General features: G+C 46.8%; 14 protein-coding genes. 2 read left to right on the top strand and 12 right to left on the bottom strand.

Translation table 11 applies throughout. The features are described from left to right. Positions 1–226 precede the first annotated feature (226 nt). Both MJ612_RS15090 and MJ612_RS15085 read left to right on the top strand, forming a co-directional pair. Positions 227–4,054 (top strand): PKD domain-containing protein, encoded by a 3,828-nt coding sequence (locus MJ612_RS15090; protein ID WP_317233058.1) that lies wholly within the window; start codon positions 227–229, stop codon positions 4,052–4,054. Between the two features lies 1 nt (position 4,055). Beyond that, a complete protein-coding gene (locus MJ612_RS15085) occupies positions 4,056–5,075 on the top strand; it encodes a PorP/SprF family type IX secretion system membrane protein (protein WP_187033829.1) in 1,020 nt (339 codons plus the stop codon). Here the strand turns inward: MJ612_RS15085 and MJ612_RS15080 are convergent, their stop codons facing one another. The 12 genes from MJ612_RS15080 to MJ612_RS15025 all read right to left on the bottom strand — a co-directional run bounded on the left by MJ612_RS15080 (position 5,076) and on the right by MJ612_RS15025 (position 16,381). Next, complete coding sequence (locus MJ612_RS15080; RefSeq protein ID WP_187033830.1) at positions 5,076–6,878, bottom strand: hypothetical protein; 1,803 nt, start codon at positions 6,876–6,878, stop codon at positions 5,076–5,078. 3 nt (positions 6,879–6,881) lie between these two features. Further along, positions 6,882–9,041 carry a DUF4175 family protein gene (locus tag MJ612_RS15075; RefSeq protein ID WP_187033831.1) on the bottom strand — a complete coding sequence of 720 codons (2,160 nt, stop codon included), beginning with the start codon at positions 9,039–9,041 and terminating at the stop codon, positions 6,882–6,884. Next, positions 9,041–10,531, bottom strand: coding sequence for a BatA domain-containing protein (locus MJ612_RS15070; protein WP_187033832.1), 1,491 nt, complete (start codon positions 10,529–10,531; stop codon positions 9,041–9,043). Before MJ612_RS15070 ends, MJ612_RS15075 begins: the two co-directional genes overlap by 1 nt. 151 nt (positions 10,532–10,682) lie before the next feature. Beyond that, the gene (locus MJ612_RS15065; RefSeq protein WP_187033833.1) at positions 10,683–11,573 is read right to left on the bottom strand and encodes a DUF58 domain-containing protein; all 891 of its coding nucleotides are present in this window, start codon (positions 11,571–11,573) and stop codon (positions 10,683–10,685) included. 35 nt (positions 11,574–11,608) lie between these two features. Further along, the gene (locus tag MJ612_RS15060) at positions 11,609–11,881 is read right to left on the bottom strand and encodes a hypothetical protein (protein WP_187033834.1); all 273 of its coding nucleotides are present in this window, start codon (positions 11,879–11,881) and stop codon (positions 11,609–11,611) included. Beyond that, positions 11,865–12,161: a CPCC family cysteine-rich protein gene (locus MJ612_RS15055; RefSeq protein ID WP_187033835.1), complete on the bottom strand. Its 297-nt coding sequence runs from the start codon at positions 12,159–12,161 to the stop codon at positions 11,865–11,867. Before MJ612_RS15055 ends, MJ612_RS15060 begins: the two co-directional genes overlap by 17 nt. A 3-nt stretch (positions 12,162–12,164) precedes the next feature. Next, a complete protein-coding gene (locus MJ612_RS15050) occupies positions 12,165–12,704 on the bottom strand; it encodes a hypothetical protein (RefSeq protein WP_187033836.1) in 540 nt (179 codons plus the stop codon). Positions 12,705–12,829: 125 nt separating this feature from the next. Further along, complete coding sequence (locus MJ612_RS15045) at positions 12,830–13,825, bottom strand: AAA family ATPase (RefSeq protein WP_187033837.1); 996 nt, start codon at positions 13,823–13,825, stop codon at positions 12,830–12,832. 55 nt (positions 13,826–13,880) lie between these two features. After that, positions 13,881–14,498, bottom strand: coding sequence for a DUF4159 domain-containing protein (locus MJ612_RS15040; RefSeq protein ID WP_187033838.1), 618 nt, complete (start codon positions 14,496–14,498; stop codon positions 13,881–13,883). Positions 14,499–14,538: 40 nt separating this feature from the next. After that, positions 14,539–14,772, bottom strand: coding sequence for a DUF2442 domain-containing protein (locus tag MJ612_RS15035; protein ID WP_187033839.1), 234 nt, complete (start codon positions 14,770–14,772; stop codon positions 14,539–14,541). Beyond that, a complete protein-coding gene (locus tag MJ612_RS15030; protein ID WP_187033840.1) occupies positions 14,756–14,989 on the bottom strand; it encodes a DUF4160 domain-containing protein in 234 nt (77 codons plus the stop codon). Before MJ612_RS15030 ends, MJ612_RS15035 begins: the two co-directional genes overlap by 17 nt. Before the next feature lie 75 nt (positions 14,990–15,064). Further along, complete coding sequence (locus tag MJ612_RS15025) at positions 15,065–16,381, bottom strand: TldD/PmbA family protein (protein ID WP_187033841.1); 1,317 nt, start codon at positions 16,379–16,381, stop codon at positions 15,065–15,067. Between the last annotated feature and the right edge of the window lie 11 nt (positions 16,382–16,392).

The raw sequence follows: 16,392 nt of genomic DNA, 5'->3' as shown, positions 1-16,392 counted from the left end.
ACATATTAAATTACATATATTATATTTAGCTTTTGTTAGGCACTGCTAAACATTATGCTCCTTTAGTAATATTTTATTTCCCCGGAGAGTACGGCATGTATTCTTTGTCTTCATTCTGAAAAGCTTTTATAGTTCGGGCTTTTATCGCCAGCAAGCAGCTTCTTAGTCTATAGTTTATTTATTAATTGCGGTGCCTGCTACAGGAAGCTGCCAGACTATTATGACTTTGAAAACAACTTGTTACCTGTTGGCGCGGGCTATAGCTTTCAGCCTGCTGTGCCTTTTATCTTTTAGTGTATCAGCCCAAAACACGTCCAACAAAGGCAAGGATTTCTGGCTCGGCTTTATGGGGCACATCAATGGCATCCGTGGTAATGGAAGCGTTTTGCCCCAGATGAGCGTTTATATTACATCTACAGTAGCTACAACAGGTATGGTAGAGATTCCGGGATTAGGTTTCTCCACACCTTATACTGTAGCACCAAACAAAGTTACTGTCGTTAATATCCCCTACAGTGCCTTTATAAGGAGCTCTGAGATTACAGAAGCCAAAGGCATACATGTTACCGCCGTAGAGCCTGTAGTAGTTTATGCCCATATTTATTCTCTTAATATTTCCGGGGCAACCTTAGTATTGCCAACCGGTACGCTAGGCCGGGAGTACTATGCTATTTCCTATGAGCAGAACCCTACAAGCGATTTTTCGGAGTTTATGGTAGTGGGTGTGGAAAACAATACCACTATAGAAATAACGCCTACAGCTAATACACTAAATGGAAAACTAGCCGGCGAGACATTTACTGTAACACTTAATAAAGGAGATATCTACCAGGTACAATCCAGACAGGACCTGACGGGTACCAAAATCTTGTCGGTTGGTTCTAACGGGGCATCCTGTAAAAAAATTGCTGTTTTCTCGGGTAGTTCTTATACCCGTTTAGGCTGCCCGGAGGCTGTGGCTGTAAATCCTCCTGCTTCCGGAGATAACCTGTTCCAGCAGTTATACCCGATCAGTGCCTGGGGGCAGAACTATGTAACTGCACCCATGATGACTAGGATTGGCGGAGATATGTTTAGAGTACTGGCATCACAGGACGGAACCATAGTTCAGGTAGATGGGGGTGCACCTGTAACTATAAACAAAGGTCAGTTCTATGATTTTCAGAGTGAAAAGGCAAGCCATATAACAGCAGATAAACCAATTCTTTTGGCGCAATACCCCCGCACACAGGTCTGTGATGGTATTGTAGGTGACCCGGAAATGATTATTCTGAACCCGGTGGAGCAAACACTAAAAGATATAACACTTTACTCCTCGCCATTTTACCAGATAACCGGCCATTACATAAATGTGCTGATGCGCACCGCAGACACTGGGTCTTTCAGGTTAGATGGTAATGCAGTTACATTTACTCCGGTGCCCGCAAATCCGGAATATTCTTATTCACAAAACGTAGTTACCCCCGGTAACCATACCCTGAAGGCAGATGAAGGCTTTAACGCTATAGCGTATGGTTTTGGCCATGTAGAATCGTATGGGTACTCTGCCGGAGCAAACATCAAAAACCTGATCCAGAACATAACTTTTGATAAGGAGCCCTACTGCGATGGCGAAACAGTTGGTTTCACTGGTTTTGCATCTTATGATCCGCTTAAATGGAAGTGGTATTTCGGGGATGGCGAAACATCTGAAGAGCAGAAACCAACCCACAAGTATAAAGCTCCGGGTACCTACACCGTATCGTTAGTAACAACCAGGTATAACGGCAACGACTGCGATTCTCAGGATTCAACCTCGGTAGAGTTGATAGTATACCCGAACCCGGAAGCCGACTTCAGCTCTGTTGGGCAGTGCGAGGTTGGGGTTATTACCTTCGAAGACAAATCAACTACAAGTGTTACCGGTAACGAGATCATCAGCTGGCTATGGGACTTTGGCGATGGCACCACCTCTACAGAGCAACACCCGCAACACACTTATTCAGAAGCCGGAGTTTATGATGTAAAACTGACAATCCAGACCGCATCTACGTGTACCAGCGAAATAGTAAAGCAGGTAAAAGTATATCCGTTGCCACAGGCAGCCTTTGATGCTCCCGAAACCTGCCACACCAGCGTTACTTCTTTTAAAGATAAATCTACGGTAGCGGAAGGTGCAATTGCTGCCTGGGAGTGGGATTTTGGCGATGGCTCTCCGGTAGCAACTGCGCAGAACCCTAGTCATACCTATGCAGCGCCGGGTACTTATACGGTTAAGCTCACTGTAACTACCAACGCAGGTTGCCAGACTGTTACCACCAACAATGTTGTTATCAATCCGAAGCCAGAGGTAAAGTTCGAGCTACCTGATATCTGTATTCGTGATGAAGCTCAGTTTGTAAACCAGACCACTATAAGCTCGGGCAGTATCGTGAAATATGAGTGGAGCTTCGGTGATGGAACTACCTCAACAAGTATAAATCCAAAACACAAGTATAGGGCAGAAGGCACTTATAAAGTAAAGTTAACTGCCTATTCCGATAAAGGCTGTTCTGAAAGCTTTGAGACGGAATACATCGTAAGCGGAGCCTATCCGGTTGCTAAGTTCTCGGCTACAGATTTTTGCCAGCGCAGCGAAGTACAGTTTAAAGATGAATCAGAGGTTGCCTTTGGCAGAATTGTGAAATGGGAATGGGACTTTGGGGATGGTGCCACCTCTGCAGAACAGCACCCGAAACACAACTATAAAAAGACGGGCACTTATACTGTGCGGTTAACAGCTTACTCAGGTATAGTTTGCTTAAGCACCACCACCCAACAGGTAACTATTGTTGCCAACCCGGATGCCGCATTTACAACAAGCAATATCTGCTTAAGCGAAACAGCTACGTTCACAAATTCATCTTCGGTGGCAGAGGGCAGTATAGTATCTTATAGCTGGAATTTTGGAGATGGAGCTACTGCAACTATAGCTGAGCCTACACACAAGTATAGCAAGCCAGGTACTTATACTGTATCGCTCACAGTAACAACAGAAAACGGCTGCCAGAACCTACAGCAAAAACAGATTATAGTATACCCACTTCCTAAAGCTGCCTTCTCTCCGGTAATAGCCTGTATTTCTGAGCAGGTCTCGTTCCGAAACGAAAGCACGGTATCCAGCGGAAGCATCGTAGCCTGGAACTGGAATTTTGGGGATGGCAACACATCTTCGCTACAGCATCCTACTTACAGGTATGCTCAGCCAGGTACATATAAAGTTAAGCTGGAGGTAACAACTGATAACGGATGTAAGGATGTGCTGGAGAAGCAGGTGAAAATTACGGCAATGCCTATCGCTTTGGCTGGTGCAGACCAGATTCCGGTTTGTGGTACTACCAGCACACGTTTGCAGGCAAACAATCCGGCACCGGCAAAAGGTACATGGTCTATACTTAACGGGGTAGGCGGCACCATCTCAGATATTCATAACCCGCGAGCAACTTTTTCCGGACAGATGGGTGAAAAGTATAAACTGCGCTGGCTGGTAGAAGATAGCCCGTGTGCATCTGTGGATGATGAAGTAGAGATCCTGTTCTCGCCATATCCTCTGGTTGAAGCCGGTAGAGGAGCTATCATCATAGAAGGAGAATCGGTTGTGCTGGAAGGCAGCGGAGAAGGAACCTTATTGTGGTCATCGCCACAGAGCCTTGATAATGCAACCATTGCACAGCCAACAGCTTCTCCGGTTGTAACTACTAAGTATGTGCTGCAGGCAACGTCAGCAGAAGGTTGTGTCAGCACCAATGAAGTAACGATAACTGTATTGCGCAAGCTCCGCATCCCGACAGGTATCTCGCCTAATGGGGATGGTATAAATGATGTCTGGTTAATTGACGGGACTTATGACTACCCGGATGTATCTGTAACAGTATTTAACCGCTGGGGCGATAAAGTTTATACCTCTACAGGCTACAATACCCCTTGGGATGGCACCAGAGACGGAAAGCCTTTGCCAGACGGAGCCTATTATTTTATCATCGATACAAACAAAGGAAGAAAAGCATTTACAGGTTCTATAACCATACTGAGATAAGATGATGAGAGGCGCATTTCTGACAATTGTATTGTGGGCTATAGGTATGGTTGCTGTTGCCCAGCAGCTGCCCCACTTCAGCCAGTATATGCTGAACGGCTACCTGCTTAACCCGGCTATGGCTGGCGTTGAAAACTATGGCGATGTAAAGATCGGTTACCGGAACCAGTGGAGTGGTGTGGAAGGAGCACCTAAGTCATATTATGCTACCGTGCATGCCCCGCTTAATAAGTTAAACTTTAATAAGTCTGCCAGCTCAGTGCCTTACCGAGGTAAAAACAGCAGTAAGGAGATGCATAAGAACTATAGAAGTCGCAGTCTGGTTACTCCGCAGGCGCACCACGGATTAGGTTTTACAGCTCTTACAGATAAAGCGGGTGCCTTGAAGCGATCAGATGTCAGCCTTACATACGCTTACCATTTGCCGCTAAGCAGAACAACGATGATGTCAGTGGGCTTGACTGGTGGTTTCTCTTTTTATAGTGTAGATCAATCCGGATTATACTTAACAAACCCAACCGATCCTACATTTATGGGCGGTGATTATTATCGGGCTAAGCCTAATATTTCTGCAGGAGCAATGGTCTATACCAAAAAGTATTATGTCGGTGCTACAACCACTCAGATTTTGCAGGATGAGCTAAGCAAAGAGGAAGGAATCTCGGAGCAGGACAGGGCTTATATGCATTACTATGTTACAGGTGGGTATAAGGTAGTGGTTTCGCCAAAGCTATCGTTGCTGCCATCCATGATGGTAAAGTATGTACCACCGGCACCTGTATCAGTAGATGCGAACCTGAAGGTTTTGTACCAGGATAAAGTATGGATAGGCGGCTCTTACAGGCACAAAGATGCAGCAGTAGTGTTAGCGGGTATAAATGTATCGAACCTGCTGCAGGTAGGTTACGCTTACGATATTGCAAACTCCGATATAGGGCGCGTTAGTGATGGCAGCCACGAAATAGTACTTGGCCTGCTGCTGAATAACCGAGGTAAGGTATTTTGCCCTGCAAGTATGTAATTACAGCTTCTCTTCCAGCCATAAAAATCCGCTACTTAAAGCAAATATTACAAAGAACCAGATAACCGGAAAAGGCTCCTCTTTATAAGTTATTGTACCGCTGGCAGGTTTTATACTCTGCTGTGCAACAAAAGTCTCCGTGGCGGCTTTACGGGCAGCTATATTTTCAAACTCCCAATCCGAAGTGTTTTGTACATAAAAAAAGTAGGGTGCAGCATTAGCGGTTTCTATTTTATGCCAGCCGGTTTGTTTAGGCCAGAAGCTGCCTTTATACTTTTCAGGTTGATGGATGGTTTGTGCCAGTGGCAGATTTATACTTGCAGAATCTGATAAGCTGGTTATAGTGGCTGTTGGTGCGGTTGCGCCTTCTGTTAAAGTATAATCTGTAAAAGAAAGTATAGCTGGTTTGTTGGGCTGCGGTACATGCGGTTTTTCCAGTTGCCAGAATTTATCTTTTACCTGCTCTTTGGCAATAGGTGATAAAATTGTGGTCCAGTAGCTGGCGTATACTTCTTCTTTGCCCTCCAATAGCCACGGGAATGTTTGTGGGACATAGCTTATGGCCACTTTACCCCAGCCGGCTCTTTTGGCACCTGCCAGTAAATTATTACCTCTCTCTGCTACCAATCCTGTTACCTCTGTTGTGCTTATTAACGAGTAAGGAGCTGCATTTATACTTGCTTCCTTGCCTGCCCAACTTGCGCGAATGCTGCGGCTCTCCTGCTGCGATTGGCGTTTGCTCCGGAAGTTAGTAAAGAAGTTTGCAGTGTTTGTTGCAGCTGGTGCCGAGGCAATGGTAAGTACACCTATACCGTCTTCGGTAACAGCGCGTTGCAAGGTTGTTCTTTCGCCGGCACTTATGCTTTGCAGCGCCTGCGGCTCAGTTATTACCACATCAAAGTTTTGCAGTAATTTAGGTGTAATTCTACCTAGGTCAGTCTTCGGCATATTTACCCACTCGTTCTGGCTGATGTCGCGGCTAACAGTGGCACGGTAGGCTACTTTGTGCTGCTCCTCTGCGAGGTGGTTCTTGAGGAACTTAAACTCGAAGGATGGTGCTGAAGCAATTAATAAAACCCGTAGGTGCTGTTGCTCTTTTACCTGTACTGGCACTTGCCCCAGCGTATCTACCTGTGCTCCATTTTTGGTTAATAAAGTATAAACGTAAGGCCCAGTTTGCTTCGGTGTATAGTTCAGGTTAAAAGTATATGTGCTGTTGGTACCAATCTCTATAGAATCACGAAGCTGGCCTGCTGCATGTAAGTATAGTTTGGTTTGTGTGTTATGGTTAAACCTGCCCGCTACCGTTACCGCTTCTCCTGATCTTACCTCCTGCGGCCATTGTACTGCACTAACTCCAGCTGAGGCTTCAGATAAATGTGGTACCAGTTTAATTCCTTCTAAAGCCTGTAGTTGCTGCTCTTCCAATCCATAACCTAGCACATGCACCATTTGCAAACCCGGTTGCTGTTGGCGTAAAGTATAAAGGCTACTAACCGGAATAGCTTCATCTGCCTCCGTTCCTAACATATAAAGTATAGGCTTTGCTTCATTTTGATTTAACAGGTTCGCCAGTGTATCGGGATTATAACCTCCTGATAAAAGTATGGCTGCGCTTGGGTTTATAGCTTGTTTGGTTGCAGGCGGAAAAACGATCAGAACTAAACTTATACCTGCAATAGCACTTGCTACTAACCGAAGCCACAAGCGTTGGCGGTTTGGTCTGCGCCACGCCAGCCACAACAGTAGCAGCACAACCAGCGTTGCGATAAGCCAGGGTAAATATGCCGGAGTAGAATACACGTCTTACTTTTGATTCAGTTGTTTTAAGTACTGTTGAGATAACCTGCTCCTTACTGCCTGTTGCGGCTGTGGCGTTTGCTTAGCAGGCGGCAGCAGATTAGTCCAGGCCCGCTCTACCGAAACCATACATGATTTGCATAGCACTTTCCCGGTCTGCATTTCGGAGATCAAGGTTCTTAAATCCTGCAATGCTTTTAAATTGCTGCCGGGTTTATTCAGCTTCTGCTGCGCCAGTTCCTGCCCGGCTTTTTCAAGTATAGCTGCATCCGAAGATTTATACTTGCCGCTTTGTCTATACTTTGCCAGCCATTGCAATGCAGCTTTTGCGTGCGGCAGTTGCTTTTCCTTAGTTATGGTTCTGATCTCGGTTGGTGCAGTAATTTTGTTCAGTTCACCTGTCAGGCGCAGTTCCGGTTCTTTAAGTGGCGGTGCCTCGAAACCTGTTTTAGCCACATACGCCCGTTGCGATTGCTGCACTTCTTTTAACATGCGCAGTGCTTTGTACTCGTAAGGCAGAGCTTCTTTAGGTTTGTGTGTGCGCAATCGCAGTTCGGCTTCCCACATCTGCGCCAGGGCTCCTTTTAGTTTGGCTTTTACCATGGGCTCAAAGAACGTAGCTTCGCCTTCCTGGTCGTGTTTGTGCATGTAGGGGTCCAGCAGGGCTTCGGGGCTGTTCTTGTTCTCCGTCTGGCTGTGGTCATGACCATCCCCTTCATGGTGTTCCTCGCCTTCCGGTATACCGCCTCCCGGACCGATACCGCTTTCAAACTCCTCACCCAAGAATTTGCCATAGCGAAGGCGCAGCAATTTCTGGTCTACACCCAGGTTGTTAGAGCGTTCTTCAAACTGGGCACGGCTTATATTTCTCTGTTCATTTAACAGCTTTTCCGTATCGATGATGATCTGGCGCTGGCTTCTGAAATATTCCGGCACCGGATTCACGCCCATCGACATATCAAAGCTGGACTCTACAACAGCAGTATCCTCTATCTGTACAAAGTATGTTTCGGAGCGGGTATAGCCGCGGTGTTTGTCCCAGGCTTGCAGGTAAAAGTATAGCTCGTCGCCGTAAGTCATGCCCAGTTTTTGCAGATCCAGGGTTTGCTTTACCGTATAGTTTTTGGCGCTGCCACTCAGGTTAAGCTTGATCTTTTCTTCCCGGAACTTCACGGCCTCGCCTGTGCCCTTGGCTACGGTGGCGATCATATTTGCTTCCCAAATGCCGTAGTCATCCGCCAGTTGAGCTTGTAACGTTACGCGCTGCGGATCTCCGAAAAGTACCTCAGTATACTGCTCCGGCTTTTGTATTTGGATAACCGGTGCCTCGTCAGGAATGATCTCCAATGTATAAAAAGCAGATTTTTGCCCATTCAGGTTAATGGTGTAAAGCCCTGATGTGCTGAAGCTGCGCGCTAAAATATAGCTGTTACCTTGTTTTTTGAAGTTGATGGGCTGCTGCTCGTTTAGCTTTAGTTGCAGGTTAGCAGGCTTGCTTGTGCTGATGCGCCATGTTACAGTGGCACCTTCCTCTACACGCAGGTTCGGGCTTTCAACACGATATGTGCCTTTACCAGTATAAGCAGGCAGTGTAACGGAAATCTCAATCTTCCCGATCTTAGCGGCAGTATCAGCAGCGGCAGCCGGTGCATCCGGAAACTCAACTTTTATACTTTCAGACTGAGGTGTGGTAAGCGGTGCGGCTGGTAAGTATAAAATGCCAATAGAAAATAGTAGCGCCAGGCCCAGGGAAGTATAAGTGGCGGTGCTGCGTAGGGTAAATGTTTTCTGCTGTTCCGGATGGAGTTGTTGTAGCGCCTCTGTTACGCGCTGCTGTTGTAGCTTTTGTAACAGGCTCTCTGGTTCATGCAGGAGTAACTCTGTGCTTTCTTGTAACTGGGGGTACTGGCGGTTCAGGTGGCGCGCTACGTGCTGCAGGTTTATTTTAGAAACAGATCTCCAGCGAAGTATAAAGTATAGAACCGCACCAAAAAGTATAGACATAGCTGCTGCGGCCAATACAGGTTTCTCAAACTGCCACTTCCAAAGTATAGCCACGGCCACAAGTGTAGCTGCCAGCGCCTGCAGGGCATACAGCCGCAGTTTCGCCTGCACGTACTGGCTGCGGATTCGCTGTAAGATATGGATGCTTTCTGGTGTGGCCATTATAGGTTGCTGCGCCTGCTGGCGATGCTTCTCTCTATCAAAAATAAAATAAATGCCGCCAGCACAAACCACTTTAGTAGCAACACCTGGTCTGTTTGGGATGTGCCTGAAACTGCTACCTGTTCACGCTTTGCGGGTAAAAGTTGCTGTTCATCCATTGCCCTGAAGTCGTACTTTGCGAGTGGTTGTGGCAGGAGCAAAGGTAGCAGTAACTCTGGCAGCTGCGCACTCTGCCCTAGTTCGCTCCAGGCTGGGGCAAAACCACTTCTGAAAGTATAAACTCTGCCCCGCTCAATGGCTTTGGAATAAAGTACAGGTTCTCCATTTGCTGCTGCCCATACCTGGTTTTGATATGGTTGTAGCGGGCTAAGTTGATGCGCTTTTATAGTTGTACCGCCTGCACCTGTTAAGCTGGTTTTTATAAGTTGCGGCTTCTGACTTTGCTGTATCCATACCTGAAGGCCTTGTTTTACCTGTCGGACTATATTTTCCGGCAGTTGCTCGTTACGCAACCAAAATATCCAGTCTGCATTGATGGTATCAGCTTTAATTTGAATGGGTAAACCAGTGTAGCTGCTAATGGCCTGGATGGCTGCTTTTAAATATGGCGTTTCTGTTTGTTGCCCCTTATCTGCAAGTATGGTAATCTGTAGTGGCGCAGTTTGTATTCTAACCTTACTGCTGTTGCCGGCGATGGTAGCCTGCAGCGAGTCCTGCTGGCGTTGAAGTTGTACCTGCTGATTGCCTACCAGGTTTATACTTTGTGCTGATGCGGCAGTTTTATACCTGCTATAAGTGGTGCCCTCGCGGGAGCTGTGCCCAAGTATAAGCAATAAGCTATCAGGCTTGATTTGAATTGCGGCCTGCAGCCAGGTTATACTTTCATCGGTAGCAACCGGAATCCATCGTATGTGTTGCGGCAGCGTTTCGGGGCGGGAACCCGCAAAGTATTGTTGCTGATCTGAAGTGAAAAGTATAATGCTATCGTTAGCACTTTTATACTTTGCGGCAAGGGCAGGTAGAAGGCTCCAGTAATCATACCTGGTGCTCACCAAACTGTCCTGCGTGCGATTGCTGATCTGCTGCCACTTCTCCAGCGGTATTTGTTTGAAATCTGAAGTATAAGTATGTAAGGTGTAACCACGCTGCAACAGCGAATCTATAGTTGGTTTGATAGGTTTGAGTGCAGAAGTATAAAGTAATTCTTCTCCTACCACTACTGCCTTAGCGCCTTTTTGCTTTTGCGACTGATGCTCCCATATCGGTTGGGCTAGTGCTACAGCCAGAAGTATAGGTATAAGGCAGCGCAGCACCAGCAGCCAGAAGTTGTTCAGTTTTATACTTCTCCAACGGTTACTTGCCGACGTCTCCAGCCACCGCAGACTACCCACCTTCACCGTTTTCGCCTGCCGTTTATTCCACAGGTGAATGGCGATCGGTATAAGTATAGCCGATGCTGCAACGAGTAAGTATGGTGCTGTTAAAATCAACTATGAATTAGAAATTATAAATTAGGAATTATTTTTTCTGTCATTCTGGAAGAATCTTGGTGGCTAGGCTTAATAGCTTAACCTCCCTCCACACAAGATCCTTTCAGGATGACAGGGAAAGGATATTCACTCATTCACTCAATCAAAATTATCAATAAATCAGCCGTTTTTGCAGGAATGCCCTTAGCGCCTTATCCAGTGGCTCATCGGTTACAAATCTGTCGTAGGCAATCTGTCGGTTGCGCATGTCTTTTTCTATGTCCTGCAGCCACTCTTGCTGTTTGGCTAAGTAGGCCTGCTTTTGCGACCCGCTGCTTACCTGTAGTGTTTGTCCTGTTTCCAGGTCCTCGAAGGTGAGGGTGCCGGTGTAGGTAAAGTCAAGTTCGTTGCGGCTCATCAGGTGAGTTAGCAGTAGCTCGTGCCCCTGTGCCCCCAGCTTGTATAGCAAGTCCTTTATCTCGTGCTCGTGCTCATACAAATCCGACAGGAAAACCGTTAGCTCTTTCTGTCGCCTGTCGGCAAACAGGTTGGCTGCTACCTCTATGCCCGGAAACTTACCTTGCGGCTTTACCTCGGCCAGTTGGTGCCAGAAGCGCTGCAGGTGCATGTTGTCGGAGCGCGGGATCAGGTTAATGAGCTGGTTCTCGTGCAGCACGTACAGCCCCACCGCATCGCCCTGCGTAGTAGCCAGGTAAGCCAGCGAAGCTACCATAAACCGCGCGTAATCCATTTTGCTGATGCCGTTTACATCTTCGTGCGCCATCGAAGCGCTGCCATCAAGTATAAACCTTACTGTAATGTTGGTGTCTACCTCGGCCTCGCGGATGTAATAGCGGTCGGAGCGGGCAAACATCTTCCAGTCGAGTTGGCGCAGGTCGTCGCCGGGCTGGTAGCTGCGGTACTGGCTAAACTCCAGCCCCGCCCCACGCCGCAAACTCTGGTTCTGCCCCGCCAAAAAGCCCTCCACCACCGTTTTAGCCAACAGCGGCAGGTCTTTTATGGTAGCCAATACCTTCGGGTCAATGAATTTGTGGGTGTTCAAGGACTATAAGTTATAAGGTTAATCGATTTTATATCTTAATAGTTGGAACTAAGTCTTCGGTTTAATGCTCTGATAGCATTATAGATTATAAAGCACGCTACAACAAAGTTGATAAAATGCCAAAAGTATAAACCTACAACTACGGCTCTATCGAAGTCTGTCATACTTTCCCAACTCCAGTATTCTCCCTTACTCTCATCATAAAAGTCATCGTAAGCCATCATCATTATTCCTAAGACAGCATACACAGCCAAGTCAACAAGAACTAATGCAAGACCAATAGCTACTCTTTTAATTATTCTTCTCATGGAGATAAGCTGACCAATTGGGCTTTCTTTTATCGTCTATATTTGGCTTTCTCGTATGCTTTATCATGTTTCTTTCACAAGCTCCAAAGTCTTCATAGTTCCCTTGTGCTTGTACTAATGAAACTTTATTTGCACATCCTTCTAACTTGGGTTTTTCAAACTGAATAGGATCATCTTCCCAAAAACAGATTGGGCAGATTATATATTGCAATCGTTCTTCCCCCTCAAATGTGTTATACCCACAACAAGGGCAATATTCATCTAATTCTAGCTTCACCATTTCCTATACCAAACTCTGCCTCAGCTTCAAATCCACCAACTCCATCTCAATAGCAGCCTCATCAAGTACAATATCTACACCGCCGATCAGCTCTTCGCGCACCTTTAGCATATACTTACGGGAGTCGGTGTAGAGCACGATAGCTGCGTCGTAGTGTATGGTTTCGTCGAACTCCTGGTTCCAGTCCTGGTACACCTCCAGCATCAGCACCTGCGACGACAGCACCTTTATCTCCGAGTACTGCCCCGACTGCAGCAGCTTTTCGCAGCGGAGCGGCATTTTACTTTCTTCAATGGCAAATTCATAATAGGTGGTAGATGAGCCGGACGTAAGTTTATAGTCAGCGCTGATGTTGATGAAGGTCAGGTCGCCGCGGTTGGTTTTGAGGCCAAGCGCAAACTCCGGTGCCCAGTACAGCACCTTGCTACCGGTTGCTTCTACTTTTACTCTATCAGTAAAGAAATAACAGATCCTTTCCCCCACGATCTTCTTCAGGAGCTGCGTGCCTGTCTCCGTCAGTTTTATAGTTGCTGTCTCTTCCATCTGTTTTCTTTTGCTAATCAAGCGAGCTTGGAGACTCGCATTCACTTTAAGTTACGGGTTAGATACCCGCGCCAAGCGTTTTAACTCCCCTCTTAAACAAGGAGGGGCAGGGGTGGTTGGATACCCTACACCAACACCGCCTTCGGCAACTTTATACTTTGTAGTAACTCATCTACCACATTATCCGGTGTGATGCGCTCTGCTTCGGCGGCGAAGTTTACCAGCACACGATGGCGCAGCACCGGGTAGGCCATGGTTCTAATATCATCTATAGTTACAGCAAAACGGCCATGCAGTAGCGCCCTGGCTTTGGCAGTAAGTATAAGTGCCTGCCCGGCACGTGGCCCTGCTCCCCAGCGGCAGTAGTTCTTCACGAAATCTATAGTTGTGCTGTCGGGGCGGGTGGCGCGTACGAGTTGGTTCACAAAGCTTAGTAGGTCTTCGTTTATACTTACCTCGCGTACCAGTTGGCGCAGCAGCATTACTTCTTCACCGGTAACTATAGGCTGTACCTGTGCCTGGCGCGTACCGGTGGTGTTGGAAAGTATGTTTAGCTCCTCCTGCTCGGTTGGGTATTTTATTTTGATGTAGAGCAGAAAACGGTCGAGTTGGGCCTCGGGTAATGGGTACGTTCCGGCCTGTTCTATCGGGTTTTGGGTTGCCAGCAAAAAGAAAGGCTTGGGCAAAGTATAGGTTTTACCGGCATAGGTTACTTCGTGCTCCTGCATGGCTTCCAGCAACGCGGCCTGTGTTTTAGGTGGCGTACGGTTTATCTCATCGGCCAGCACAATGTTCGAGAAGATCGGCCCTTCGTTAAATTTAAAGAAGCGTTTTCCGGTGGCATGGTCTTCTTCCAGTACTTCAGTACCAAGTATATCGGTAGGCATCAGGTCCGGGGTGAACTGTATTCTTCGGAAGCCTAAATCCATAGCATTGCTTAGCGTGCGTACCAGCAAGGTTTTGGCAAGGCCCGGCACACCTTCCAGCAAACCATGTCCGCCGGCCATCATGGTAATCAGTACCTCGTCGAGCACCTCTTCCTGGCCTACAATTACTTTCTGTATTTCCTGCTTTAGCTGCGGTAGTTTGCCTAACAGGTGGTTTATATCTTGTTCAGTCATTTTATACTTTGTAGTATGGTCAGACGCTCACAGGAGCTGTGCACATCTTTCATATTTAACTGGTTAGCGCATACATAATGATGTTGACGCCAAATTTGGTGTTGTCCTCAGCCAGCCAGCGTTTGTTTCTGAAATCGTAGTCCCATTCGCAGCCATAGTCTTTGTTACTGTAGAGCACTGCTATCCGGCCGTTAATTTCTATTGCTTTCAGGTAGTCGTGCACCAGGTCGTCGCCCCAGCCGTTTAGCTCGAAACTTGTAGTTGGTGGACCATCCTCGAAAGTGAAGAAGCTACGGTATAGTTTATGGTTGTTAGGTAGTTTCTTCAGCGCTCCTGCTCCAAATATCTGCCGCATCTGCTCCTCAAATGATTTGGCAAAAAGTCCGTCGATGTCATGGTTGCAGTCGTCTACAAACACGAAGCCACCGTTACGTACATAGGTCTCAAAGTTCTTCCGCTCCTTCTGGTTAAACTGCACCAGTTTGTGCCCGCTCAGATAGCTGAAAGGGTAATTAAACAGTTCCGCACTCTCCAACGATACCACCTTCTCCTGCTCGTTTACCTTTACTGTTGTGTATTGGATAAGCGAGTGCAGCAAATTGCTTGGCATACGCGGGTCGGTATCCCAGTTGCCGGAACGGTATTGCAGGCGTACGAAGGTAAAAGGTTGCACTATAAGAGTTCTGAGTTTTGAGTGCTGTGTCTCGAGTTAATTATAATAAACCGGCAACAGAGAGGTCCTCATCAAGCTCCTCCCAATGTATGCCTATGCCACCACCAATAAGCCTCCAGTTCATACGCTGTGTTTCTGTGGCATCTCGTAAATTGGGGAACCACTCTAACGGAATACCTACCTCGCGTCCATCAGTTAACAGCACATACATTTTTGCATCAGTAAACCATACTTTCTGTGCTTGCGGGGTAGATTTTTTAGCTAAAGTACTCATGCCATTTTTGCTCAAAGAGAGATTTGTTTTCTAATACTAATTTACGGAGTTCATTTAGTTCCTTTGCATTGAAGCTGTAAGAACTTGCGAGCTCTACCGGCTCTAGCCAATATTTGGCATAGGCTTCTGCCTTCTCAATATGAATATGGGGTGGCTCATTTCCTTCATTGCTAAAGAAGAAGAACCTGTAACCAAATATCCTAAGTATAGTAGGCATTTTTGAACGTAATTTTAAAATGAATGCCGCACACAGCTCGGCTGCATACGGCATTCAAATTATAAATATCAGCAATTATACAGCATCTGATAAGCTGGTGAAGGTAAAGTCGCGCACTTTCATTGGCGGAATAAGGCTGCCGTTGATGCGTTGCGGTTTACCTAAAGCTTCCAGGTTGTTGAGCATAATAACCGGGCTCTCGTTGAAACGGAAATTCTTAACCGGGTACATGATCTTGCCGTTTTCGATGTAGAAAGTACCGTCGCGGGTAAGGCCGGTGTAAAGCAGTGTTTGTGGGTCTACGGAGCGGATATACCACAAACGTGTAACAAGTATGCCCCGCTTAGTGCTCTTGATCATATCTTCCAGCGACTGTGTGCCGCCTTCCATAATTACATTGCCCGGTGCAGGTATAGATTTGCTGTTGGTTTTGCCCGCCCAGAAACGTGAGTTGTACAGATTTTTAACAACGCCTTTATCTATCCAGGTTACTTTTTGCTGCGGACGGCCATCACCAGCAAACGGAGAAGATGGCACTTCCGGGTTAGTTGGGTCAGAGTAAACAGTAATGCGCTCATCCAATAGTTTCTCACCGATTTTGGTTTTGCCACCTGGTTTGCTCAGGAAGCTGCGGCCTTCTTCGGCGTTACGCTGGTCCATATTAAAGAACATGTTTTGCAGCAGATCTATAGAGGCAGCTGGTTCTAAGATAACCGTATACTTGCCTGGCTCCAGTGCTTTTGCATTTCTAGAGTTGGCAGCCTTTTGAGCAGCTATTTCAGAGGCTTTTCCAGTATCCAGTTTGCTTGCGTCAGAGAAGTCCTGGGTTACATAACCAGAGCCGGTACCATCCTCGGTGCGCATCGTTACCGAGAAGTCAACAACAGAAGATGGATGGTAAGCGAACAAACCTTTGTTGTTCATTTTAGCCACAAAGCTGGTGTAGTGCTCCAGGAAGCCTGCCGCCGACAGGTTTTTAGCAGATGCAGCAGCTATACTTTTAGCAGCAGCCTCCGCTCTGTAAGCAGGGTCTATTTTAGCTGTTGTATCGAAATGTTCTTTGGTAGTGATGTAAGTTTGCGGACCCAGCATTTCTACATACTCCGGGCTTTCCGGTGCAAGGCGCGCAATCTCTTCCGAACGACGAATCACTTTTTCCAGCGACTTATCATCGAACTCATTTATAGTTGCCACACCAGAGCGTTTGCCAAACCGCGATTCCACAGCCAGCGATGTGTTCTCTTCGGCACCACTCGTAGATACTGCATTATTTGCGTAGCGGATGTTGCCGCCATTGTTGCCGTTGAGCGTAATCTCACACTCATCAGCCTTTGAATAAGCAAGCGCTTTTTTAAGTATAGCCTGTGCTTCTTCTTTACTTAATATTGCCATGTTAATTAATT

Origin of the sequence: Pontibacter deserti (genome assembly GCF_023630255.1) — a bacterium.
Taxonomy (GTDB): Bacteria; Bacteroidota; Bacteroidia; order Cytophagales; family Hymenobacteraceae; genus Pontibacter; species Pontibacter deserti.
This window is presented reverse-complemented; position numbering and strand designations above follow the sequence as displayed.